The organism is Thalassospira sp. HF15 (assembly GCF_011806525.1).
Classification (GTDB): Bacteria; Pseudomonadota; Alphaproteobacteria; order Rhodospirillales; family Thalassospiraceae; genus Thalassospira.
In genome coordinates this window covers 19,547-41,732 of sequence record NZ_JAAVKI010000002.1, presented here as the reverse complement: position 1 = coordinate 41,732, position 22,186 = coordinate 19,547, and the positions used below count along the sequence as shown (strand labels likewise).

General features: G+C 54.1%; 20 protein-coding genes and 1 tRNA gene. 13 read left to right on the top strand and 8 right to left on the bottom strand.

Annotated features, from left to right (window positions below; genetic code table 11):
* The first annotated feature begins 113 nt into the window (after positions 1-113).
* On the top strand, positions 114-2,381 hold the full coding sequence (locus HED22_RS03715; protein WP_167719172.1) for an EAL domain-containing protein: 2,268 nt from the start codon (positions 114-116) through the stop codon (positions 2,379-2,381).
* Complete coding sequence (locus HED22_RS03710) at positions 2,368-4,329, top strand: sensor histidine kinase (RefSeq protein ID WP_167719170.1); 1,962 nt, start codon at positions 2,368-2,370, stop codon at positions 4,327-4,329. Before HED22_RS03715 ends, HED22_RS03710 begins: the two co-directional genes overlap by 14 nt.
* Before the next feature lie 11 nt (positions 4,330-4,340).
* On the opposite strand, the gene HED22_RS03705 is transcribed toward HED22_RS03710, so the two are convergent.
* Together HED22_RS03705 and HED22_RS03700 are read right to left on the bottom strand one after the other, a co-directional pair.
* Positions 4,341-4,529: a DUF1289 domain-containing protein gene (locus tag HED22_RS03705; RefSeq protein WP_167719168.1), complete on the bottom strand. Its 189-nt coding sequence runs from the start codon at positions 4,527-4,529 to the stop codon at positions 4,341-4,343.
* 148 nt (positions 4,530-4,677) lie between these two features.
* Positions 4,678-4,875, bottom strand: coding sequence for a CsbD family protein (locus HED22_RS03700; RefSeq protein ID WP_167719165.1), 198 nt, complete (start codon positions 4,873-4,875; stop codon positions 4,678-4,680).
* 250 nt (positions 4,876-5,125) lie between these two features.
* On the opposite strand from HED22_RS03700, the gene HED22_RS03695 reads away from it, so the two are divergent.
* Entirely contained in the window at positions 5,126-5,743 is a 618-nt protein-coding gene (locus HED22_RS03695) for an RNA methyltransferase (RefSeq protein ID WP_062953674.1), read from the top strand.
* Between the two features lie 146 nt (positions 5,744-5,889).
* Here HED22_RS03695 and HED22_RS03690 read toward each other — a convergent pair whose 3' ends face one another.
* From HED22_RS03690 to HED22_RS03680, 3 genes are all read right to left on the bottom strand, one after another.
* A complete protein-coding gene (locus HED22_RS03690; protein ID WP_167719163.1) occupies positions 5,890-8,136 on the bottom strand; it encodes an anthranilate synthase component I in 2,247 nt (748 codons plus the stop codon).
* A gap of 227 nt (positions 8,137-8,363) precedes the next feature.
* Positions 8,364-9,356, bottom strand: a complete 993-nt coding sequence (locus tag HED22_RS03685) for an ion transporter (RefSeq protein ID WP_167719160.1) — start codon at positions 9,354-9,356, stop codon at positions 8,364-8,366.
* A gap of 104 nt (positions 9,357-9,460) precedes the next feature.
* A complete protein-coding gene (locus HED22_RS03680; protein ID WP_167719157.1) occupies positions 9,461-10,105 on the bottom strand; it encodes a phosphoribosylanthranilate isomerase in 645 nt (214 codons plus the stop codon).
* Between the two features lie 156 nt (positions 10,106-10,261).
* Between HED22_RS03680 and ubiE the strand changes: the two genes are divergently transcribed.
* The 7 genes from ubiE to HED22_RS03645 all read left to right on the top strand — a co-directional run bounded on the left by ubiE (position 10,262) and on the right by HED22_RS03645 (position 16,899).
* A complete protein-coding gene (ubiE, locus tag HED22_RS03675) occupies positions 10,262-11,035 on the top strand; it encodes a bifunctional demethylmenaquinone methyltransferase/2-methoxy-6-polyprenyl-1,4-benzoquinol methylase UbiE (protein WP_167719155.1) in 774 nt (257 codons plus the stop codon).
* A gap of 13 nt (positions 11,036-11,048) precedes the next feature.
* Positions 11,049-12,611, top strand: a complete 1,563-nt coding sequence (gene ubiB / locus HED22_RS03670) for a 2-polyprenylphenol 6-hydroxylase (protein WP_167719152.1) — start codon at positions 11,049-11,051, stop codon at positions 12,609-12,611.
* 27 nt (positions 12,612-12,638) lie between these two features.
* A complete protein-coding gene (locus tag HED22_RS03665) occupies positions 12,639-13,079 on the top strand; it encodes a GNAT family N-acetyltransferase (protein WP_167719149.1) in 441 nt (146 codons plus the stop codon).
* Between the two features lie 241 nt (positions 13,080-13,320).
* Positions 13,321-14,874, top strand: a complete 1,554-nt coding sequence (locus tag HED22_RS03660; protein WP_167719146.1) for a tetratricopeptide repeat protein — start codon at positions 13,321-13,323, stop codon at positions 14,872-14,874.
* Positions 14,875-15,030: 156 nt separating this feature from the next.
* Positions 15,031-15,510, top strand: a complete 480-nt coding sequence (gene gpt / locus HED22_RS03655) for a xanthine phosphoribosyltransferase (protein WP_167719144.1) — start codon at positions 15,031-15,033, stop codon at positions 15,508-15,510.
* A gap of 62 nt (positions 15,511-15,572) precedes the next feature.
* The gene (locus tag HED22_RS03650) at positions 15,573-16,730 is read left to right on the top strand and encodes a sorbosone dehydrogenase family protein (RefSeq protein WP_167719142.1); all 1,158 of its coding nucleotides are present in this window, start codon (positions 15,573-15,575) and stop codon (positions 16,728-16,730) included.
* A 95-nt stretch (positions 16,731-16,825) separates the two neighbouring features.
* A tRNA-Gly gene (locus HED22_RS03645) sits at positions 16,826-16,899 on the top strand.
* An 18-nt stretch (positions 16,900-16,917) separates the two neighbouring features.
* Here the strand turns inward: HED22_RS03645 and HED22_RS03640 are convergent.
* The 3 genes from HED22_RS03640 to HED22_RS03630 all read right to left on the bottom strand — a co-directional run bounded on the left by HED22_RS03640 (position 16,918) and on the right by HED22_RS03630 (position 18,783).
* Positions 16,918-17,517: a sigma factor gene (locus HED22_RS03640; protein ID WP_167719139.1), complete on the bottom strand. Its 600-nt coding sequence runs from the start codon at positions 17,515-17,517 to the stop codon at positions 16,918-16,920.
* A 6-nt stretch (positions 17,518-17,523) separates the two neighbouring features.
* A complete protein-coding gene (locus tag HED22_RS03635; RefSeq protein WP_167719136.1) occupies positions 17,524-17,982 on the bottom strand; it encodes an ArsI/CadI family heavy metal resistance metalloenzyme in 459 nt (152 codons plus the stop codon).
* 84 nt (positions 17,983-18,066) lie between these two features.
* Entirely contained in the window at positions 18,067-18,783 is a 717-nt protein-coding gene (locus tag HED22_RS03630; protein ID WP_167719132.1) for a thermonuclease family protein, read from the bottom strand.
* A 219-nt stretch (positions 18,784-19,002) separates the two neighbouring features.
* Here HED22_RS03630 and HED22_RS03625 point away from each other — a divergent pair, with 219 nt between their 5' ends.
* From HED22_RS03625 to HED22_RS03615, 3 genes are all read left to right on the top strand, one after another.
* Complete coding sequence (locus HED22_RS03625; protein WP_254869738.1) at positions 19,003-20,460, top strand: TrkH family potassium uptake protein; 1,458 nt, start codon at positions 19,003-19,005, stop codon at positions 20,458-20,460.
* A 136-nt stretch (positions 20,461-20,596) separates the two neighbouring features.
* Entirely contained in the window at positions 20,597-20,785 is a 189-nt protein-coding gene (locus HED22_RS03620) for a DUF3012 domain-containing protein (protein WP_167719128.1), read from the top strand.
* Between the two features lie 327 nt (positions 20,786-21,112).
* Complete coding sequence (locus HED22_RS03615) at positions 21,113-22,120, top strand: aspartate-semialdehyde dehydrogenase (RefSeq protein WP_167719125.1); 1,008 nt, start codon at positions 21,113-21,115, stop codon at positions 22,118-22,120.
* The last annotated feature ends 66 nt before the right edge of the window (positions 22,121-22,186 follow it).

Here is a 22,186-nt window from a genome sequence, read left to right as displayed (position 1 = left end):
TATGAACGTATAGTTTTCATGGTGGGAAGTTCGTTTCGTGCCTGCGCAAGGGTGTTTTCTGTCCACGCCCCAATAACAATAAGCTTTTGGCCGAACGATTTTTCGGGAGTGCCATGACGCATGAACAAGGGAAGAAACATTTGGTAGATCCGGCAACAATCGAAACCTGGCTGTCCAAGACAGGTTCATACATCGAAGATGTGCCCAAGACAGATGCAAAGTGGCGCATTCTGGTTGTTGATGATGACACAGATGTGCATGAGGCAACTGATTACGCGTTATCTCGCGTCAAAATCCTTGGGCGGTCACTTGAACTGATCCATGCGTATTCTGCAGGCGAAGGCTTAGAAATCCTGCATCAGGAAACCGATATTGCGGTGATCCTTCTTGATGTCGTGATGGAACGTCCCGATAGCGGATTGCGGCTGGTCGAGGAAATCCGTGCCGAAGGGTATCGGGAGCAACGCATTATCCTGCGCACGGGGTACCCCGGGGATGCGCCGGAGAAAGAAGTTATTCGCAATTATGAAGTTGATGATTACTGGTCAAAGGACGAGTTGACGCGAACGCGTCTTGTCACCTCGCTTACCACAGCAATCAGAGCCGTTGACTATATCCGTGCGCTCAAGGGAACGCGCGCCGGACTGGAAATGGTGATCGAAGGCACACAGCATCTATACCAGAACAAGAACCTTGATCTCTTTGCTGAAGGTGTCCTGACACAGCTTGCCGCGATCTTGCGTGTCAGTCCTGCTGGCGGGATTTGTGCATTGGCCGAATTGCCCGACAGTGAAGACGAACTGGTTGTTCTTTCAGGGACAGGCCGGTTTGCCCCGCATGTCGGAAGCAAGTTGTTCGAGGTCGATGAAATCGACAAGGATCTGATTCACAAGAGTTTGAGAAATGGTCAGGGACCAGTGGTTTCCGGCGACAAGATGGTATTTAGCCATCAAAGCGATACCGGTCGACGTTTGCTGATCTATTTTGTACATGAGCAGAGCCTGAGCCGGCAAGACATCGTTCTGACGGAGCTTTTTGTTACAAATCTGGCGATCTGTTTCGACAACCTCGCGTTGATCACCGAGCTGGGCGAATTGGCATTTGTTGATCAGCGCGTTGGGATTCCCAACCAAAACGCCTTTGATCGGGAACTGATGAATGTCACGCGCGGTGACAGTAATCATACGTTGGTCGCAATGGTTGCGATTGAGGATGCCGCCGAACTTGTTGTTGCGTTTGGCGTCAATTACTTCGAAGAAATCATGAACGCGGTGTATCAGCGTTTGCACAGGATCGCCGGTAACACAGTGCTGGTAGCCCGGGTAGCAGAATACACATTGGGACTTGTTGACAGTACCGGAAAATTCGAAGTTTCTGCTGCGGAAAACATCTTTGATGAACCGTTCGAGGTTGCCGGAAGCCCGGTGGTTGTTCGGGCCACCATTGGCGTGGTGCGTGGTAATCCGCAGGGGCGGCGTTCAAGCGACATTCAGCGTGCCGCACGGCTGACTCTGTTAAAACAAAAACAGAAAGGTCCGGGCGGTACGGCAGAATTCGAATCGTCAATGGCTGATGACGTGCAGGACTCGTTGCGTCTGATTGGCAAATTGCGTCAGGCCGTTCAGGATCGTGTCCTGACCTTTGTCTTCCAGCCCAAGATCCGATTGGCCAGCGAACGTGTCGTCGGATACGAAGTTCTTTGCCGTTGGACAGATGACGGCGTGCCGGTTTCGCCCGGTCGGTTTATCCCGCTTGCCGAGCGTGCCGGACTAAGTGACGATATCACCTTCCAGTGTCTTGAGGCCGTCAGCGATTTGAACCGGTCCTTGCAACAGGAAAACCTTCCTGCCCTTAAGGCGGCGGTAAATCTTGCTGCGCACGATATCGGTAATATGGACTTTGTCGAACAGTTGCTTGAAGCCTGTCACCGGCTTGGACTTGGTCCGGAACTGATATGTTTTGAAATCACCGAGACCCAGCATTTTACCAATGACGGTGATGCTACAGCATGTGTGCAGAAACTGGCCGAGGAAGGGTTTGAGCTTTGGCTTGATGATTTTGGCACCGGATACTCGTCCCTGACGCATCTTGATATTCTGCCGGTGTGTGGCATCAAGATCGACAAATCCTTTATTAGCGTGCTGTCGGCGGAAAATCATGCAACCCATGTTGCCGAAACGGCAGCAGGGATTGCACAGACGCTTGGAATTGACTGCGTTGCAGAGGGCATTGAAACTCGCGAACAGCACAAATTCTGCCAAAGCCTTGGTGTCGAGTTTGCCCAAGGGTTCCTTTATAGCGCCGGACTTGCACCCGACAAGTTTGTCGCGTGGTTGAAAGACTGGAACCTGAACGGACGAACAAACGATGACAGAAACTGATCCGTTGTCCATGACCGATCAAAATGTAGCAATCCCCCTTGTTGACGGGCGGGAATCCCGATGGTTTCAGAATGGCTATTTCTGGCGTGTCACGGGTGTTTTGGCGTTGACCGGGGCGCTGCTTTTCTTTGGTCTTATAGCTGTCTGGATTGAGGTCGAAAGTAGTCGCGAAGACGAACAGACCGTTCGCAGTCTCGTGGTCGATGTGACACATCGTTCTGCTGACATTCGTCAGTGGTACGAGACGTCCATTCAGACCTTGCATACCTCGATGTTGAACCCGGCAATTCAAAACTTTGAGGCCCGACCAGACGAAGTAATTAACTACTTTCGCAAGCTTGCCATGGAAGTTCAGCGGTTCAGTCAGCTTCGGGTCCTGTTGCCAAGTGGCATGGAAGCGGTAAGGGTTGATGCTCGTGGGCAGGATGTACTTGTGATGTCCCAAGAAGAACTTCAGGACAAGTCGGACAGGTATTATTTTGAGGCGGCAGAAACCCTGCGTCCGGGTCAGGTATATGTCAGCAAGCTCGATCTGAATGTTGAAAATGGAGAGATAGAACAGCCCCTGCGACCGACCGCTCGGCTTGTCGCGCCGATTACAACAGCCGACCAATCGATTGTCGGATATCTCGTCGTCAATCTGGATATGGCCACACCCCTTGCAACATTTGGTGCTGCAAGGGGGACCGATTCCCGAACGGAGCTTTTCAACCCCGAAGGCTATTGGCTTGCCGGTGAGCAGAACGGTCTTAATTGGGGCTTCATGCTTGAAGCCGGGACGACGATCGCCAGTTCATACCCCGATCTTTGGCATCGTATCGCGTCGGTCGAGGCACAGGCCGGTTTCGAATTTGAAGACCGTCTTTATGAGGTTGAAACCTTACCGGTTGAAAAGCTGCTTTCGAGCGTTTCCGGGGGAATTGTACTGGCCGAAGAGCCGCGCTTGCACTTGGTTTCAAGTGCGCCATCTTACCAAGCCTGGTCGGGGAACATAACGATCATGCTTGTTTTTGTGGCCTTCATGCTGGCGCTGATTTTCGTGGTATCGGGCGGGATCGGTTACCTGATGTTGCGGCGCCGACAGGCCGTAAAGCTTCAGGCCCTGCTGACAAGAGACCTGATGGTGCAGGGTCGCCATGCGGCCCTTGGCCGGATTGTTGCCGGTGTTTCACATGAAATGCGCACACCGCTTGGCAATGCGCTGACGGTCAGCACAACCATGTCTGAGGACCTTGAAGAGCTGCAGCAATGCCTGATGAAGGCAGGTGAAGTTGATCAGGAACGCATGGAGATGATTGAAGCCTTGTTGGATGGTAACAGGATCCTTCAAAAGAACATCCAGCGCACCAGAAATCTTTTGAAGCATTTCAATCAGACAGCGACTGATCAAACTGTGCATACGCAGCGTGTTTTTGATCTGGCCGAGGTCATCACCGATCTGGTTAAAACGCTGCGCAATCAGCTTGCAAAAACCGGTGTACAGCTGAGCACGACTTTGCCCCAAACCGCGCAAATGAACAGTTATAGCGATGCGGTGGATCAGGTGATCCTCAGTCTGATCATGAATGCCCATCAGCATGCGTTTGTCGGGCGTGAAAAAGGTGTGATCAGTATCCGGGTCAGCGCGCGTGACGCGGATTATTACCTTGTGGAAGTCGCCGATGACGGGATTGGCATTTCTTCGGAAAATCAGGACAGGATTTTCGAGCCGTTCTATTCGCTTGAAGCGTCAAGCAGTGGCACGGGTCTGGGGCTGGCAATCGTGATGAATGTTGTGCAAAACACGTTGGGTGGGCAGATCAAGGTCTCTTCTATGCCAGGGGCGGGGACGGTTTTCCAGATTACCTTGCCAAGAACAGCTCCGACACGGGTGGCAAAACAGGAAAGTTCGTTTGCAGTCGAAGACGAGCCGGCCTTGGCATCACCAAATCCGAGCGGGACGGTTTGATCCGTCATTGATCAGGCGGCGGGAACTTCTTTTTTGCCTGAGACGCGGCGTTGCTTTGCCTTGGCGATTACACGCTTTTTGCTTCCGTCGCTCATGCCCATCCAGGCGCCAATTTCATCACCGGTACGATAACATCCCATGCAATAGCCTGATTTCGGGTCGAGCACGCAGGTGCCGATGCAGGGGGATTTGACGGGCATGAAAAAAGGTCTCCAAAACGCAAATGGCAGGGAGCGATGAAGCTCCCTGCCATAAAAAGCAGTTTCACGCGCAGCAATCAAGGGGAGGAAGTTGATGCTGCATGCGAAACGAACCTGTAATGGCCTGTTATGGCCAAAATCACATCTTTTAAAGGCTATTGAACCATTCGCGGACCTGACGGTCAGCTTCTTCACGTTCAATGCCGTAAGCTTCCTGAATTCGTCCGACCAGTTTGTCTTGCTGGCCATCAATGGCATCGACATCATCGTCGGTGAGGCGACCCCACTGTTTTTTGACGTCACCGGTAAGCTGTTTCCAACGTCCTTCGATTTGGTCCCAATTCATGATCGTCTCCTGCTTTGGTTGACGGTTTGCTCGATCAAGGGATGTTTTGCCCTTTGTCTTAGTCAACGAAACAGCCGCATTCATGTTCCAAATTGTTTTGGCCTGATTGCTCATTGCTCGGGAAGCAGCATTGCCGGTGGTGTGCTTGCCTTATCGCGCGCAGGGGGGTATAGCCCGTTGCAGTTTCTTTTTATGGAGATGTTTTCGCATCAGCTTGGCCAGTGCCAAGTGGTGCGGCACGGAGGAAGATATGCGCGGCTATTTCGGGATTGGAATTGAAGGGGCAAGCAAGCCTTTGAATGTGGGCACCCTGTTTCGTTCCGCCCATGCCTTTGGCGCGAGCTTTGCGTTCACGGTGGATGCGGCTTTTCGCCAGGAACGCTCCAACATTACCGACACGTCAAAGTCGGGCGAACAGATGCCCTACTACCATTTCCCGGATCACGACAACATGTTGCTGCCATCGGGATGCCGGTTGGTGGGCATTGAACTGACACCCGATGCAATTGAACTGCCAAGCTTCAAGCACCCGTCGCAGGCAGCCTATATCCTTGGGCCAGAGCGTGGAAATCTGTCGGATGAAATGCAGGAAAAATGCGATTTCATCATCAAGATCCCGATGAGCTTCTGTGTGAATGTGGCGATTGCCGCCAATATCGTGATGTATGACCGGCTGATCAATCTGGGTCGGTTTGCGCCACGTCCGGTGCGTGCGGGCGGCCCGACCGAACCCAAGCCGGAAGGTCAGTATGGCGGATGGATTTCGCGCACGCGCGAAAAACGCAAAGGCGATCCGGAAAAATTCCGTCAGGCCCCGCCGCCTGATTATTCCGTCATTGATGGTTCCCTTGATGACGACGACGCCTGATTACGCCATCGTTTTGTCCTGAACAAAAAGAAGCAACGGCCGCGAGGGAGGAGCACGGCCGTTGCTGTGTGTGATCCGCGCCATGCTTGTGCCTTTGACAGGGGGGGCTTGGCACAAAGCCGCAGATCAGGGTGCGGTGATGGTCATCAGGCGGCTTTGTTGTCGGGTGCGGCCTTGTCCTTGTCTGTTTCGTCGGTTTCTTCTTCCGGGCGTTCGCCATGCGGGTTGCGCAGAAGGTTTGCGATCATGCGCATGCCAACATCGCCCTGAAGGGTCAGAAGGCTTTCGGGGTGGAACTGCACGGCACTGATCGGAAGGGACTTATGGCGGATGCCCATAATCACCCCGTCGTCACTGCGCGCCGTTACCTCAAGGTCGGCCGGCATTTCAGCGGCCTTGGCAAACAGGGAATGATAGCGTCCGACAACGATGTCTTCGGGCAGGTCCTCAAACAGCGGATCAGTTGTATCGAGTTTCACCTTTGACGGTTTGCCATGCATCGGTGTGACAAGTTGACCCAGTGATCCGCCAAAGAATTCGACAATCCCCTGCAGACCAAGGCAAACCCCGAACACCGGCAAGCCCGCAGCAAGGGCACGTTCGATGCTGTCGCGCAGGTGATAGTCATCCGGCCGCCCGGGACCGGGTGACAGGAACACCAGATCAGGTTTGAAATCCTCAAACGCCTGATCGGGGAAGCCCGGCCGCAGGGTCAGGGTTTCTGCCCCCGTCGCGCGGATGTAGCTGGCAAGGTTTTGCACAAAGCTGTCTTCGTGATCGATCAGAAGCACGCGTTTGCCGACGCCAGATACTGCCGGGTCAAGGGCGACATCGTCCTTTGCATCGCGGGTGACAGCATCAATCATCGCCGACGCCTTCAGCACGGTTTCGGCTTCTTCGGCATCGGGTTCGCTATCAAACAAAAGTGTCGCGCCAGCGCGGACTTCGGCAACACCCTGTTTGAGCCGCACGGTCCGCAGCGTCAGGCCGGTATTGAGATCGCCATTGCACAGAACCGCCCCAATCGCCCCGCCATACCATGCACGTGCACTGCGTTCGACGGCTTCGATATGTTGCATGGCGGCCCGTTTGGGCGCACCCGTGACGGTTACCGCCCAGCAATGTGTCAGGAAGGCATCAAGCGCATCAAACCCATCACGCAAACGGCCTTCGACATGGTCAACCGTATGGATCAGGCGGGAATACATTTCGATCTGACGACGACCCAGAATGCGGATGCTGCCCGGTTTGCAGACGCGTGCCTTGTCATTGCGATCGACATCGGTGCACATGGTGAGTTCCGATTCTTCCTTGGTCGAATTCAGCAATGTGCGGATGTTTTCGGCATCTTCAATCGCGTCACGTCCGCGGGCAATGGTGCCGGAAATCGGGCAGGTTTCGATGCGCTGTCCCTTGACCCGGACATACATTTCCGGTGACGCGCCAATCAGATGTTCGCCGTCACCGAGATTGATCAGGAAGCCATAGGGGGCTGGGTTGCGGCGTTTGAGACGGCGGAAAATTTCCGAGGGTTTGGTGTCGCAAGGGGTGCGGAAAACGCGGCTGGGAACAACTTCGAACAATTCGCCACGGGCAAAGCGTTGCTTGGCATCGTCAACAATGGCGGCATATTCGCCCTGTTTCATGTCGTTTTCGATGGCGGCGTTGTTGCCGCGCGATGGCGGATGGGGTTGTGAGATGCGCTCAAGCCCTGCGGTGCTGCGGCCATCGGGGACAATGAATTCATAGTCAAATCGGGTGGCCACGCGTGAGGCATGGTCAACCGTGACCAGCTGATCGGGCAGGAACAGATGGATGTCCTTGTGGTCGGCCGGGCGGTCTTGCGCCAGATTGATCTGTTCGAAATGAAGGGCGATGTCATAGCCAAACGCCCCATAAAGCCCAAGGCGTTCATCCCCCTTGTGACCGAACAGATCACGAAGGGCGCGGACCACCGAAAACAGGCTGGGCTGCTGGCTGCGTTCTTCTTCAGGGAACCAGGAGGCTGGCGTTTTGACCACACCATAAAGCCCGTCGTCGCCATTGGTCAGGCTTTCGACATGCGGGTGGTTTTCAAGAGCCCCAGAAATGACATCCAGCAAAACGCGACCGCGATCATTCAGGGCATGGACGGCAAAGCCGCGTTCACGCCCGACGATTTCAAGTGGCGGGGCATCAAAGCCCATATCCCAACGCGAATAGCGCCCCGGAAACTCGTAGCTTGACGACAGCAACACGCCCTTGGTGCCATCAAGGGCATCAATCAGGCCTTCGGTTGCGTTTTCGTAAGGCATTTCGATCATGCGGCGGATCACCGAAACGCCGCCATCGGTCGTGTAGCGATATTCGCTGCTGTCCTGGGAAATGCCAGTTTGGTCGGTCGGGGTCGTCACGTTTGTTACTCCTGTTTGGTGCCAGGCACTGCAGGAGCTGTGTGATCGTCAGAGAAGTAGAAAGGTCTGAAAACACAAAGCCGCCTGCAAGAATGAGGCGGCCGGTATGTTTAGGGCATGAGTTTTGGCCGCCCGCTTAAGCGAGCCACCACCAACGATTTGCAATAAGGGTCGGGTTCATGCCGTGTGTTTTCATGCCTCAACCATGTGCCCAAAAAACACGGGCGTCAAGACTTTTGCGGCGGGGGAGTTGTTTCGGCATCGCGCAGCTCAAGATGAAGCGGCTGATGGCAGTGCGGACAGGTCAGGATTTCATCGCTTTCATTGCGGTGGACGTCACGGATGTCCTCGATGATCCATTGGGCCTGTTCTTCGCTGATGCCAAGTTCTTCCTGATGGGAACGCAGCTTGTGACGGACCCGTTCGGTCAGGCGTTTGCCAAGGAGCTGGCGGGTGGCCTGATGGCGATATTCACTTTCGCGGCGGCGTAGTTCGGCGTTAAAGGCCGAGGCCAGAATACCGGCCGGAACAGCCACAATCCCGATACCGGTCAGCGAGATGACGCTGGCAAGAAACTTGCCAAATGGCGTGACCGGGACAACATCGCCATAACCCACGGTGGCAAGGGTGATGACACTCCAATACAGCGAATCAAGCAGATTGCCGAAATCTTCAGGTTGGGCACGGTGTTCGGCGATATAGATCGCCCCGGCGCTAAAGACCAGCATGCAGGCAAGTGCCGCACTGGCAGCACCGAAAATGCCAAGCTGCTGACGAAAGACCAGCAACATCAATTCAAGCCCGGTGGAATAACGGGTGAATTTCAACAAACGCAGCAAACGGACAATGCGGATAAAGCGCAAATCAATGCTGGTAAAGAACCACAGGAAGATCGGCAGGATCGCAACAAGATCAATCAGCGCCATCGGAGTCAGCATATAGCGCAGGCGCGCAAAGCGGCCATTAAAGCGCGGGTTATCAGGTGCTGACCAAACACGCAGGCCGTATTCGAGGGCAAAAATCAGCGTACAGATGATCTCGATGGCAGCAAACAGGAAGAAGTAGCGCTCGGCAAAGGCTTCGACCGAATCAAAGATCACTGAGATGACGTTGATGATAATTGCACTGGCCAGAACCAGATGCACAAAAAGCGAAAAGCGCGACTCCCGGTCAACACCGTGCAGAAGTTTTTGTGTTCGAGATCGAAGAGTCGGTTTCATGGCGCGCGCATTCGGTCCGGGCAGTGGGGTGCACTATTGCACTGTTGCCCGGTGAGTTTTGCGCCAATCATTTCAGAAATGGTTAAACCACCTGAATGATCCGGTCAGTACCCTTTTGCCGCATGGATGAAATCAGCAATCTTGCGGGCATCCTTGACACCCTTGGTGCGTTCCACACCTGATGAAACATCAACCCACGGGGCGCCGGAAATTTTGACGGCCTCTGCGACGTTGCTTGGATCAAGGCCACCGGCCAGCATCCAGTTGCTTTTGAAATTCTGACCGGTCAGAAGCGTCCAGTCGAACGAAACCGCATTGCCGCCGGGAAGGACGCTGTCCTTGGGCGGTTTGGCATCAAACAGCAGGAAATCGGCAACGCCGTCATAGTTTTTCTTGGCGTTTTCGATGTCATTCGCGGTGCTGACGGAAATGGCTTTCATGACCTTAAGCCCAAAGCGTTCCTTTACCTTGGCGACGCGTTCCGGGCTCTCCTTGCCATGAAGCTGAATGACATCAAGGTTGCCAGCCTGGATCGCGTTTTCCAGTGCTTCATCGCCGGCTTCGACAAACAGGCCGACCTTGTAAATGCTGTTGGGGACGCGTTCAGTCAGCGTCTTGGCGCCTTTAAGCGAGATATGGCGTGGGCTTGGCGGGAAGAAGACATATCCAAGGGCATCTGCCCCGGCACTCATGGCTGCAATCGCGGCATCTTCGCTGTTAATTCCACAGATTTTTACCATGCAGGTCATCGGGGCATCCTGTTCTTGTCTTCACTCTAATCTTGGCAACAAAGGGTTGTTGCGTCTGATTGACTTAACAGAAACCATCGCCTTCCAACAGGATATTTGCGTTTTGTCGTGGCTTTCCACTGGCAGGATAATCATTGCTGCGCTATTTTCCCGGCCATGAGCAAGAACACAGACCCTGCCGCGGGCGAAACCGGCGAAAACACAACCCATTTTGGTTTTCGTGATGTTCCCGAGAGCCAGAAGGCATCCATGGTGCGCGAGGTTTTCGACACTGTTGCGTCGAAATATGACCTGATGAACGATCTGATGAGCGGTGGGGTGCATCGCTTGTGGAAAGACAGCTTCATCAACGAGCTCAAGCCGCGTCCGGGCATGAAGTTGCTCGACGTTGCCGGGGGCACCGGGGATATTGCGTTTCGCTTCCTGAAAAACGGTGGTGGCTCTGTCACTGTATGTGACATCAATTACGAGATGCTCCATGTCGGACGCGACCGCGCGGTCGACCACGGGCTTCTTAAAAATATCAACTGGACCGTTGGTGATGCGCAGAAATTGCCGCTGCCTGATCAGTCTGTTGATGCCTATACCATCGCCTTTGGCATTCGCAACGTGACCCGCATCGACGAAGCCCTTTCGGAAGCGTATCGCGTGCTGCGTCCGGGTGGAAAATTCCAGTGTCTTGAATTTTCCAAGGTCGTCGTGCCGGGGTTCGATAAGCTGTATGATACCTACTCGTTCAAGCTTCTGCCTGAAATTGGCCGCTTCATCGCGGGCAATCGCGAAGCGTATCAGTATCTCGCAGAAAGCATTCGAAAGTTCCCAGATCAGGAAACTTTTGCATCCATGATCCGTGCTGCCGGGTTCGAGCGGGTGAAATACCGCAACCTGTCTGGCGGGATTGCAGCCATTCATTCCGGTTGGCGGATTTGAGGGCGTTTGACGCATGATCCGTTTTGTTCGTAACAGCTTTCGCCTGCTTGCCATGGCGCGCACATTGGCACGCTATGATGCGTTGTTTCCGCTGGCCCTTGTGCCGGGCGGGAAGCTTGTGGCGTTTCTGGCCCGCCTGACAGCACCGTTTTCACGCCGATCCGACCTGCCGCCCGGTAAACGACTTGCCCGTGCGCTTGAGGAACTTGGTCCCGCTTTCATCAAGCTCGGCCAGACCTTGGCGACCCGATCCGATCTGATCGGCGATGATGTTGCGGCGGATCTTTCATCGCTTCAGGATCGCTTGCCGCCGTTTTCGGCCAAGGTTGCCAAACGCATCATCACCGAACAGCTGGCCGAACCGTTTGACATGCTGTTTGCCGAATTTGATGAAGAGCCGGTGGCAGCGGCATCCATCGCGCAGGTGCATTTTGCGACCACGACCGATGGGCGCGAAGTCGCGGTCAAGGTGCTGCGCCCGGATATCAGATACCGCTTTGCGCGCGATATGGATCTGTTTTACTGGATCGCCGAACTTGTCGAGCTGACCCAGCCGCGTCTGCGTCGTCTTAAACCGATTGAAACGGTCAAGGCGCTTGAAGACAGTGTTCATCTTGAGATGGACCTGCGTTTCGAGGCCGCGGCGGCATCGGAGTTCCGTGACAATTTCGAAGACGACCCGACCTATTATATCCCGCAGATTGACTGGGAACGTACCGCCGAACACGTGATGACCATGGAACGGGTCAAGGGTGTGCGGATTGATAATGTCGAGGCCCTTGATCGCATGGGTGTTGATCGTTCCGATCTGCTGGCCAAGGCTGCTGGTGCGTTCTTCCAGCAGGTTTTCCGCGACGGGTTTTTCCATGCGGATATGCACCCGGGCAACCTGTTTGTTGATGAAAACGGCCGGGTCAGTCTGGTTGATTTCGGCATCATGGGTCGGGTGGACAAACAGACCCGTCTTTATCTTGCCGAGATGCTTCTGGGCTTTTTGACCCGCGATTACCATCGCGTTGCCGAGGTCCATTTTGAAGCGGGTTATGTTCCGCGTAACCAGTCGCTTGAGAACTTCCAGCAGGCCTGCCGGTCGATTGGCGAGCCGATCCTTGGCAAGGAACTGGCCGATATTTCTGTTGGTCGACTTTTGGGGCAGCTTTTCCAGATCACAGAACAGTTTGGCATGGAAACCCAGCCGCAGCTTTTGATGCTGCAAAAAACCATGATCGTTGCCGAGGGGCTTTCGCGCATTCTTAGCCCGAATGAGAACATGTGGGAATTGTCGCGTCCGCTGATCGAAGAGTGGATGCGTGAAAACCTTGGTCCGGAAGCCAAGATCAAGGAAGCGAGCCTTCAGGCAGGCACAATGTTGCGCCGTCTTCCGCGCGTTTTGGAAGCGGCCGAACAGGCGTCTTCTGTGTTCACAGAACAGGGCCTTCGCCTGCATCCCGAAACGGTTTCTGCCATGCGCGGGAAACAAAGCAACGGTCAGGGGAAATCCCGCGGCTTTTCGCGCCAGTCACTTGTGATGTGGGTAGCGATTGCGGCACTGGCCGTTGCGGTTTACCTGAAATAATCAAATTATCTTTGCGAGACGACCATCATGGCAGATGGCAGTAAAACCATTGAAATCAGTCTGGATCGATCACGGATTGATCTTGCCTATTGCTATGATTTTATCGCCGCGTCCTATTGGTCGGCCGGGCGAACACGCGGTGAATTCGACCGATCTGTCGAGATGTCATTTCCCGTCGGGGCCTATTGCGATGGGCGTCAGGTTGGCTTTGCGCGTGTGGTCAGTGATCAGATCGCCATTGCCTATGTTGCCGATGTATTTGTTGATCCCGGATATCGCCGCATGGGCATTGCCGCCAAAATGTTGGATGCGTTGCATGCCCATCCGGAATTACAGCGTGTGAAACGCTGGCTTTTGGCGACGGCGGACATGCAGCCGCTGTATCGCCAGCATGGATATGCCGATCTGGATGACATGATGATGATGCGCCTTGATGAAAACGCGCGGAAACGCGATCCACTGCGCTAGGGCAATTCACCCAAATACAGGAACGCCGACAAGAATAATTGGTTGGCGTGGTGAATATTCCATTTCCATAACCCAAATGAAGAAATCCACTTATTGGTAAGGCTTTTTTGCTAATTTAGGTTTTTTGCTAATAGGGCAGCACCGTGCACGCAGCGTGCGGTGAGGGTATAGTCCGTCTAATGAAATGCCTGTAAGGGCAATTGCTTCTGCCTGATGCAAGCGGAAGCACAGGGGAACGCGCATGGCGAAAGCGGCAACAACACGTAAGAAACGACCGGCAAAGAAGGCGTCGAAAGCTTCGGCAAGAAGCAAAACAGCCAAGCAGGATGACGCGGTTGTGGACCCCGGTGAAGCGACCCCCAATAGAGATGATGTTGCGGCATCGACAAACAGTGCAGCTGCACAGCAAAGTGCCGACGTCGCCGTGCAACGGCGGCAAGTGATCAGCGATCTGTTTCAGCGCGGGCTTGCCGCCCATCAGGCGGGGCAGATTGATGATGCTATTCGCCTGTACAGCACAGCCCTTCGTCAGAACCCCAATCAACCGGATGTCTGGAACAACCTTGGCGTCGCCTTGCGCCGAAGCAAGAAATTCGATGCTGCGCTGATCGCGTATCGCCGTGCTGCGGATATTCGCCCGCAAAATGCAGGCATGTGGTCGAACATGGGGAACTGCCTACGTGAAATGATGCGCTTTGACGAGGCACTTGTCGCGCACAACAAGGCACTTGAACTTGATGACACGATCAAGTCACACACTTTTAATGCTGGCCTTGTTTATCGCGACATGAACCGCTTCGAAGAGGCGCTCGACTATTTCGAGCGCGCCCTTACGATTGATCCGGATTACGTCGATGCCAATTGGGACAGGGCGCTGGCTCATCTTGCGCTTGGTAACTACGGCGAAGGCTGGGCGGGGTATGAAACGCGCCGCAAACTTGCCGACAATCCGATCCGACCGCTTGAAAGTGCCCCGGAATGGGATGGCAAGCTGGATTTGCGTGGCAAACGGATTTTGCTGCGCGCCGAGCAGGGCTTTGGCGACATGATCCAGTTTGCCCGCTTTGTGCCGTTGGTGGCGAAAAAGGCCGGGCATGTGATCCTGGAATGTCGCAAGGAACTGATCCCGATCATGAAGACAGTACCCGGTGTTGGCACTGTGGTTGAAAAGGGCCGCGCCCTTCCGGAATTTGATGTGCATGTGCCGCTTCTCAGCCTGCCGCATGTGATGGGCATCGGGGAAAACGACCTTCAGAAAATCTCGACAGATAGCTATCTGTCGCCACCGCAAGGCAAACGCGCCCGACTGGCACCGCCACCGGGAACGGCCCTTAAGGTCGGTTTGATCTGGGCGGGCAAGCTGAACCCGCGGGATCGATCCTGCCCGCTTGAAACCCTTCTGCCGATCCTCTCGGCCAAAGGGGCTGCGTTTTACAGCTTCCAGGTTGATGAGCGACGGGGCGATATCGACAAGCTTGGCCTGCATGCCTTTGTCACGGATCTGGGCGATCACATTAACGATTTTGGCGATAGTGCAGCGCTGATGCGCGAGATGGATCTGGTGATCACAATCGACAGCTCACCGGCTCATCTTGCTGGCGCGCTTGGTATTCCGGTCTGGATGCTGCAGCTTTATACAACCGACTGGCGTTGGATGGTTGATCGCTCCGACAGCCCCTGGTACCCGACCATGCGCATCTACCGTCAGGAACAGCCGGGTGACTGGTCAAAGCCCGTCGAAAAACTTGGCAGAGATTTTTCCACATTGCTCCAAGCGCGGATGAATTCGCAGTAACAAACGTCAAACGAGCCAGCGAGGACTTGCCTTCGTGCCCAACTCGGCGTAGTTAAGCGGCTTGATTTTGTGGAATGCGGGTCTGGATGACGACGTCCTTGTGGGGGTGTCCGGGCACATTCATTTAGCGAACCGATCTGGCGCAGGAGAATTCTTGTGAGCGAAGCTGCTTATAACAAAGGTTTCCCGGTTTCCTGGGAACAGATGCATCGCGACGCCCGTGCACTGGCATGGCGACTTTTGGAAAAAGGCCCGTACAAGGGAATCGTGGCAATCACCCGTGGCGGTCTTGTCCCGGCGGCGATTATTGCACGCGAACTTGATATTCGCCTGATTGATACGGTGTGTATTCGCAGCTACTCTGACAAGACGCGCGGCGATCTGGAATGGCTGAAAGACATCGAAGGTGACGGCACCGATATGCTGATCATTGATGATCTGGTCGATACCGGCAAAACAGCCAAGGCGGTGCGCGAAAAACTGCCAAAGGCGCATTTCGCCACGGTCTATGCCAAGCCGCTTGGCCGCGAAATCGTCGATAGCTTCGTGACCGAAGTATCCCAGGACACCTGGATTTACTTCCCGTGGGATATGGAATTGTCGGTCAACGCCCCGATCTCTGAACGCGCTCGTTAATCGGCAAGGGAAAAACATCCGTATCCCTTGTAAGGCCGATTGCCAGACAAGGAGAATTCAGGATGACCCAATATTTACGCCCGGACTTCCGTCGCAAGTTGCACACCGCACGCCGATGGGCCGGGCGTTTGTGTTTGGGGTTCGGTTTTGCCATGGTCTTGTCGGCGGTAAACCTTTCGGCCGAGGCCCAACAGGTTTCCGAGCGGGTGGCGCGCATTCAATCAATGCTGAGTGCAGAAAGCGGCTATCGCCTGACGGTGTTTGCCGAAGTCCGCAATGCCCGAACGATTGCGGTTGCCCCGGAACTGGGTGGCATTTTTGTCGGCACGCGCGGACCCAACCTTTATTTCGTAAGTGATGAAGATGGCGATGGCGTTACTGAAAACGTCAATCTGATTGCTGATGACTTCAAGCTGGCCAACGGGATTGCCTATCAGCCCGGCACCCTGTTTGTGGCCGATCAGCATCGCATTGTATCTTATGACCTTACCAATTTTGACGGCAAAACCCTTGGTCAACCGCGTGTCCTGTTTACCAATCTGCCTGATGAGCGCCATCATGGTTGGCGCTATGCCGCACTTTCGCCAGATGGCAACCGCTTGTTCGTTGCGGTCGGGGCCCCTTGCAATATCTGCAAGGTAAGCGGCCTTGAAGGCACGATCATCTCGATTCCCGTCAATGGTGGCGCACCACAGATTTATGCCAGTGGCATTCGCAATTCGGTGGGACTGACGTTCCATCCCGAAACCAAAGAGCTTTGGTTTACCGATAACGGCGGAGATATGCTGGGCGATAATATTCCGCGTGAGGAACTTAATCGTGCCAGCCAGCCCGGCCAGTTCTTTGGTTATCCGTGGTATGCTGGGAGCGACACCAGAAGCCCGCAATTTTCCGATGAGATGGTGCCAGAAACGGTCACTTTCCCGGAATTTACCTTTAATGCCCATAATGCACCGCTTGGTTTCACCTTTGACGGCGAGGATGCACTGGTTGCCCTGCATGGATCCTGGAACCGCACGATCCCGGATGGGTACAAGGTGGTCAGGGTGGAATTCATCAATGATAAGCCGGTCGCAGAGAACGCGTTTCTCGATGGATTTTTGCGCAGCAATGGTGCAGTGATCGGACGTCCGGTCGATGTGAAACACTATATCGACGGATCGATCCTGATTTCCGATGACCATGCCAGTGTGATCTGGCGCATGGTGCCGGAAGGCTAAACTTTTTCTGGTTTCCAGGCAGACAATTAATTGCATGGATCGGTATGTCATCGGCTTGCGTTGATCGAAAAAGCGGGCTATAAATCGCGCGCTTCGCGGGTGTAGTTCAATGGTAGAACAGCAGCTTCCCAAGCTGCATACGAGGGTTCGATTCCCTTCACCCGCTCCAAGCTTTCCCCGAACATCATCATATCCGGCCCGGTACACATGACGTCGTGTTATCGCACGCGCCTTTGCATGTTGTGGCATCGCCGCTGTTGTCTTCGCCGTCGTCTTCACTGCCAGTTGGGCAGCAGGCAATCAATCGATCACGCAAACGATTTCGGGCGCGTTGGATGCGTGCTTTGACTGTTGGAAGTGCAATGGCATTTTGGTTGGCAAAGTCTGTTTGCCGTGTGCCGTTGATGTCGATTTCTTCAAGGATGGTTTGATCGGTTTCACTCAATCGACCAATGAACCCCATCACGCAGTCATCCAAGCCGTGGGTGTCACCCTTTTTATCGTGCGGTAACAGGGTCGGGTCATTATTAAGCGCCTGAAGTGCTGTGCGCTCGCGACCTTGTTTTCGATAAAAGTCCGAGACCTTGTTGCGCGCAACGGCATAAATCCATGCCGAAGGGTTGGACGCCGAACGCAGATCCGATTTCCTGCGGATAATCGTTTCGAGGATATCAGCGACCACATCGTCAACCGCTTCTTGGGGCAGGCGACGAAAGACAAAACGGTGCAGGCCTTTTTGCAAGGCCTGCCAGTCCGAATTTGTGTGATGTGTTGATGCAAACTTCATGGTTCTTTAAGCGCAGCACACCTGATCGGGGTTCGTTGTCTTGTCGGGTTGTTGGCCACAACAGGTTGCACCGGGCGAAGTCTGATCGGTGGTCTGTTCATGTGGCGCATCGTCAAGAATACGATACCACTCCCAGGCAAGTCCATCTGGCCCTGTTGCCCAGAATTTGGACTGTTTTGCGTGACAGCAGCCGGTTTCGGCAGTGTCACTGGTGACAAGATTGCTTTGATGCAACCGGTCAGAAGCGGTATCAAACGCTTGTTCAGTGAGACATTCGATCCCGATATGGTTCAGGTTTTCAGTTGCTGTCGGGTGTTCGAACAAAACCAGTTTAAGCGGCGGGTTTTCAATTTCGAAATTGGCATATCCCGGCCGTTGTTTGTGTACCGGACTTGCAAACATTTCGCTGTAAAAGGCGATGGCGTGATCAAGATTTTTGACATTCAGGGCAAGTTGCAGGCGCATTTGGTTCTCCTGTGTGATCGAAGTGATGAACAGGAAGACGCGCGAAGACGACAAAAGATGCACCTGCCGGTGAAAATTAGTCGATTACAATGATGATGGAAGATATTTCAGGTTCATCTGGCGTGCTTCTTCGTCACTGCAAATTTTGACTTCGGCGCCGAACTCAGCAAAACGCGGATCAAGGGTGCTGAGGTAATTTCCGTTGCCGTCGGCAATGAACAGACAGCGTCCGTCTTCGCCATCAAGACGTTTTCCTGCGCGCCAATCTGCGGGCGCCATCATCTCACCCCCATGAATGCCGATACCTGCATTATCGGCATCGCGTGACAGGCGATCATAGCGATGGGAATAGCCTGCAATCGGGATGGCTTCGCCGTCGCTGATCATCGCGGCCGCAACATCGCGTTCGCCGATGCCACATTCCATGACCGGGAAATCATCAGCCTTGCCTGCGCGTTCCTGATCGCCGGGCCAGCAATGAACATTGAACGGGGCCATGGCGAAATATTTACGCAGTTGCATGGCTGAAGACATACCACAATCCCAGAAACTGCCATTATGCAGGCATTGCTGACCCAGTTCTGGGGCATCCATTCCGGCGATATCAACCACCTGTCCGGCAATCATGATGGTGTCGCCATCAATCACCTGAACATCGCGCCCCTTGGCTTCAAGCCCGGTCGGCTCCGCGAGTTCAGCCACATTGCCTGCAGCATTTACGGGGCCGCTTTGCCAGTGCAGGCCAGCAGCAATCAGAACCGGGACGGCAAGAAGGACGATCAGGCGGATAACGCGTTTCACATGGGCCTCTAGGATCAGCGGAATAAGGGTCTTTAAGGAATGACACTACGGTCGAGGCGCAAGAACAAGCAAAAAGAACGGCAAAATGATGACACCGTTTTCTGACGCCGGGCCTGCCAAGGATAATTGCCTCGGATGTGCCATGCACAATAAACCGGATGCATCGGCTTTCATTTGGAGCTACAAGCGGTTTTGTCTTTTGCTGTCAGGGAAGCTTGTTTGTTTCGTCTGCAACCCATCTTTTTCGTCGTCGGGGTTATGGTCATTATCATCGGTATATCGATGATGGTGCCTGCTGCCGTTGATCTTGCATATGGCAACCCGGACTGGAAAATTTTTGCACAGGCCTCGATCACGACCATCGGGCTTGGTGGCATGGCATGTCTGGCCTGTCGATCCGATATCGGCCCGCGCGTGACCGCGCGCCAGGGCTATGTCCTGACAGTGGTGTCGTGGATTGCCATCAGCCTGACCGGGTCCTTGCCGCTTTGGTATTCCTCGCTTGAAATCAGCTTCTGTGATGCGGTGTTTGAAACCGTATCGGGCCTGACAACGACGGGCTCCACGATTCTGTCAGGACTGGATCATTTGCCACCGGGCTTGCTGATCTGGCGATCCATCATGCAGTGGCTTGGCGGGATCGGGATCATTGTGACCGCGCTTGCCCTGTTGCCGATGATGCGGGTTGGCGGGATGCAGCTTTTCCAGATGGAAAGTTCGGATCGGTCTGAAAAACTCAGCGGGCGCATGCGCGATATGTGCCTGCAGATTGTTGCAATCTATTCCGCACTGACCCTGGTTTGCGTTGTGTTGTATCGCATTTTTGGCATGCAATGGTTTGATGCGATCAATTACGGCATGACGACGCTATCGACCGGGGGATATGCGACATCGGACCTGTCCTTTGCCAAGTTTGATACCAGTCTGTCGCTGCACTGGATTGCCATTCTGTTCATGTTCTTTGGGGGCCTGCCATTTACGGCCTATGCGGTTTTCTTGCGCAAACGTGCGCTCAAGGCTGTGATTGGTAATCAGCAGATCAGATTGTTCTGCCTGATCATTGCGGGCTTTACGCTGTTGCTGACCGTGCGACTGATACAGATATCGGATGACAGCATTCTCAGGTCCCTGACAATGGCGGCGTTCAACCTTGTATCGGTGATTACGACCACCGGCTTTGCATCGGGTGATTACCTTTTGTGGGGCCCGGCAGCGGTGATGCTGTTTTTCTTTGCGACGTTTATTGGTGGTTGTTCCGGCTCTACGTCGGGTGGCTTCAAGATGTTTCGCCTGTATGTGGTTTTCACCGGACTACGCACCCACTTCATGCGGCTGCGTAGCCCGTCTGCGGTGGTGGTCAGTCGCATCGACCGCCATGAAATCACATCTGATATCTATAACGCGGTCACGGTTTATGTCTTCCTTCTGACCATCAGCTATATCGCGGTGACGATCGCTCTTGGCCTGACGGGGCTTGACCTGATTACCTCGATGAGCGCGGCGGCAACATCGCTTGCCAATGTCGGGCCGGGACTTGGCAACATCATCGGGCCTGCGGGCAATTTCCAATCCCTGCCGGATTCCGCAAAATGGATTTTGGATGTTGCGATGGTGTTGGGGCGGCTGGAGTTCGAGACGCTACTGGTTCTTTTGATGCCATCCTTCTGGCGCGACTAATTTTTCTTTTCATTTTCAGTGTCGTCTTTGAGCGGTTGTGACGGTTGCCACAGACCGCAGGATTTCTTTGCGTCATTTTTGCGCAGAAGATAAGTTCGTACCTGTAAAAACGAACAATCAAACATTGGACACGGACATGAAACTGCAAAAGAAAATCGCGACCAGAACAGCCGGTGCCCTTGCGGTACTTTTCCTGACGGCAGCTGTTTCGGCCTGCTCACCGGAGGTGGGTAGCGAGGAATGGTGCAATGACCTCAAGGAAAAACCGAAAGGCGACTGGAGCGCAAACGAAGCGGCAGACTTTACCAAGCATTGCCTGCTTTGATCTGCGTGATCGCGTCACTTGGCGCTAAGCGATAAATCGATTCTTTTCATTGTCTGGATATGCCGTCTTCATGGCGGTTAAATCCGCCCTTCGACACCTGCTTGGCGGTGGTACTGTTGGAGGGCGGATTTTTACATATGTCTTGCCAAAAACCCGTCGTGGAACAATCCATTGCGTATCACGTTCTTTACAAGACAACTGCGTGCATAAGTGCGATGCAGCAAGGTGGATTTGCCTTGTTCAGATAAATCCCTATAATGCGCGGCCCGCGAATGATCGCGGCAGTCGAATATGACAACAATTTTATTGCGAGGTTAGACAACTATTATGAGTGCCGAAAATCTCCATGTCGGTGTGATCGGCGCAACCGGTGCGGTTGGCGTCGAGCTGATCAACGTTATGTTTGATCGCAAGTTCCCTGTGGGTGAACTCACCCTGTTCGCTTCCGAGCGTTCAGCGGGCAAGACCGTGGAGACTAAATTCGGCACTAAGACCGTCGCGCTGTTTTCTGTTGAAGAAGCCAAGCAGTGCGACATTGTCTTCCTTGCTGTTTCCGGTGATTTCGCCAAGGAATATGCGCCCAAGATTGCTGAAGGCGCACTGGTGATTGATAACTCCTCGGCGTTCCGTCTGAATGACGATGTTCCGCTGATCGTGCCGGAAATCAATGGTGACCTTGCCAAAACGGCAAAACTGATCGCCAACCCGAACTGCACCACGGCGATTGCTGCCGTTGCGCTTTGGCCGTTGCATCAGGCTTTTGGTCTGAAAAAAGTAATCGTTTCGACCTATCAGGCGGCATCAGGTGCCGGTCAGCCGGGCATGAACGAACTGCGCGAAGGTCTGGCAGCTGGTCTTGAAGGCAAGCCGATCCCGGCAGAGGTATTCTCGTCCCCGCTGGCATTTAACGTGATCCCGCATATCGATACCTTCCAGGATAACGGTTACACCCGTGAAGAAATGAAGGTGACATGGGAAACGCGCAAAATCTTTGGTGCGCCGGATCTGCCGGTATCGTGCACCGCGGTTCGTATTCCGACCGAACGCACGCATTCCGAGGCAATCGTGGTTGAAACCGAAAAGGTTGTTACCCCGGATGCCGCACGTGAAGTTCTGTCAAAGGCCAAGGGCGTGAAGCTTGTCGATGATCCGGCAAACAACAAATACCCGATGCCGATGACCGCAACCGAACAGTATGACGTCGAAGTCGGACGTATCCGGACCAACCTCATCTTTGGCGATCATGGTCTGGAACTGTTTGTTGCCGGCGACCAGTTGCTGAAAGGTGCGGCACTTAATGCCGTGCAGATCGCAGAGGCATCTATCGCCGACTGATTGAAATCCATCCGGATTGAATAACAAACACCCCCGGCAGCTTGTTCTGCCGGGGGTGTTTTGCTT

Coding starts and splice junctions, on each gene's coding strand:
- HED22_RS03710 (WP_167719170.1), top strand. CDS start 2,368: ATGACAGAAACTGATCCGTTGTCCATGACCGATCAAAATGTAGCAATC.
- HED22_RS03660 (WP_167719146.1), top strand. CDS start 13,321: ATGGCGAAAGCGGCAACAACACGTAAGAAACGACCGGCAAAGAAGGCG.
- HED22_RS03680 (WP_167719157.1), bottom strand. CDS start 10,105: ATGACCTGCATGGTAAAAATCTGTGGAATTAACAGCGAAGATGCCGCG.
- HED22_RS03635 (WP_167719136.1), bottom strand. CDS start 17,982: ATGCGCCTGCAACTTGCCCTGAATGTCAAAAATCTTGATCACGCCATC.
- HED22_RS03615 (WP_167719125.1), top strand. CDS start 21,113: ATGAGTGCCGAAAATCTCCATGTCGGTGTGATCGGCGCAACCGGTGCG.
- HED22_RS03715 (WP_167719172.1), top strand. CDS start 114: ATGACGCATGAACAAGGGAAGAAACATTTGGTAGATCCGGCAACAATC.
- HED22_RS03665 (WP_167719149.1), top strand. CDS start 12,639: ATGGCAGATGGCAGTAAAACCATTGAAATCAGTCTGGATCGATCACGG.
- HED22_RS03695 (WP_062953674.1), top strand. CDS start 5,126: ATGCGCGGCTATTTCGGGATTGGAATTGAAGGGGCAAGCAAGCCTTTG.
- HED22_RS03685 (WP_167719160.1), bottom strand. CDS start 9,356: ATGAAACCGACTCTTCGATCTCGAACACAAAAACTTCTGCACGGTGTT.
- HED22_RS03705 (WP_167719168.1), bottom strand. CDS start 4,529: ATGCCCGTCAAATCCCCCTGCATCGGCACCTGCGTGCTCGACCCGAAA.
- HED22_RS03620 (WP_167719128.1), top strand. CDS start 20,597: ATGAAACTGCAAAAGAAAATCGCGACCAGAACAGCCGGTGCCCTTGCG.
- ubiE (WP_167719155.1), top strand. CDS start 10,262: ATGAGCAAGAACACAGACCCTGCCGCGGGCGAAACCGGCGAAAACACA.
- ubiB (WP_167719152.1), top strand. CDS start 11,049: ATGATCCGTTTTGTTCGTAACAGCTTTCGCCTGCTTGCCATGGCGCGC.
- HED22_RS03650 (WP_167719142.1), top strand. CDS start 15,573: ATGACCCAATATTTACGCCCGGACTTCCGTCGCAAGTTGCACACCGCA.
- HED22_RS03640 (WP_167719139.1), bottom strand. CDS start 17,517: ATGAAGTTTGCATCAACACATCACACAAATTCGGACTGGCAGGCCTTG.
- HED22_RS03700 (WP_167719165.1), bottom strand. CDS start 4,875: ATGAATTGGGACCAAATCGAAGGACGTTGGAAACAGCTTACCGGTGAC.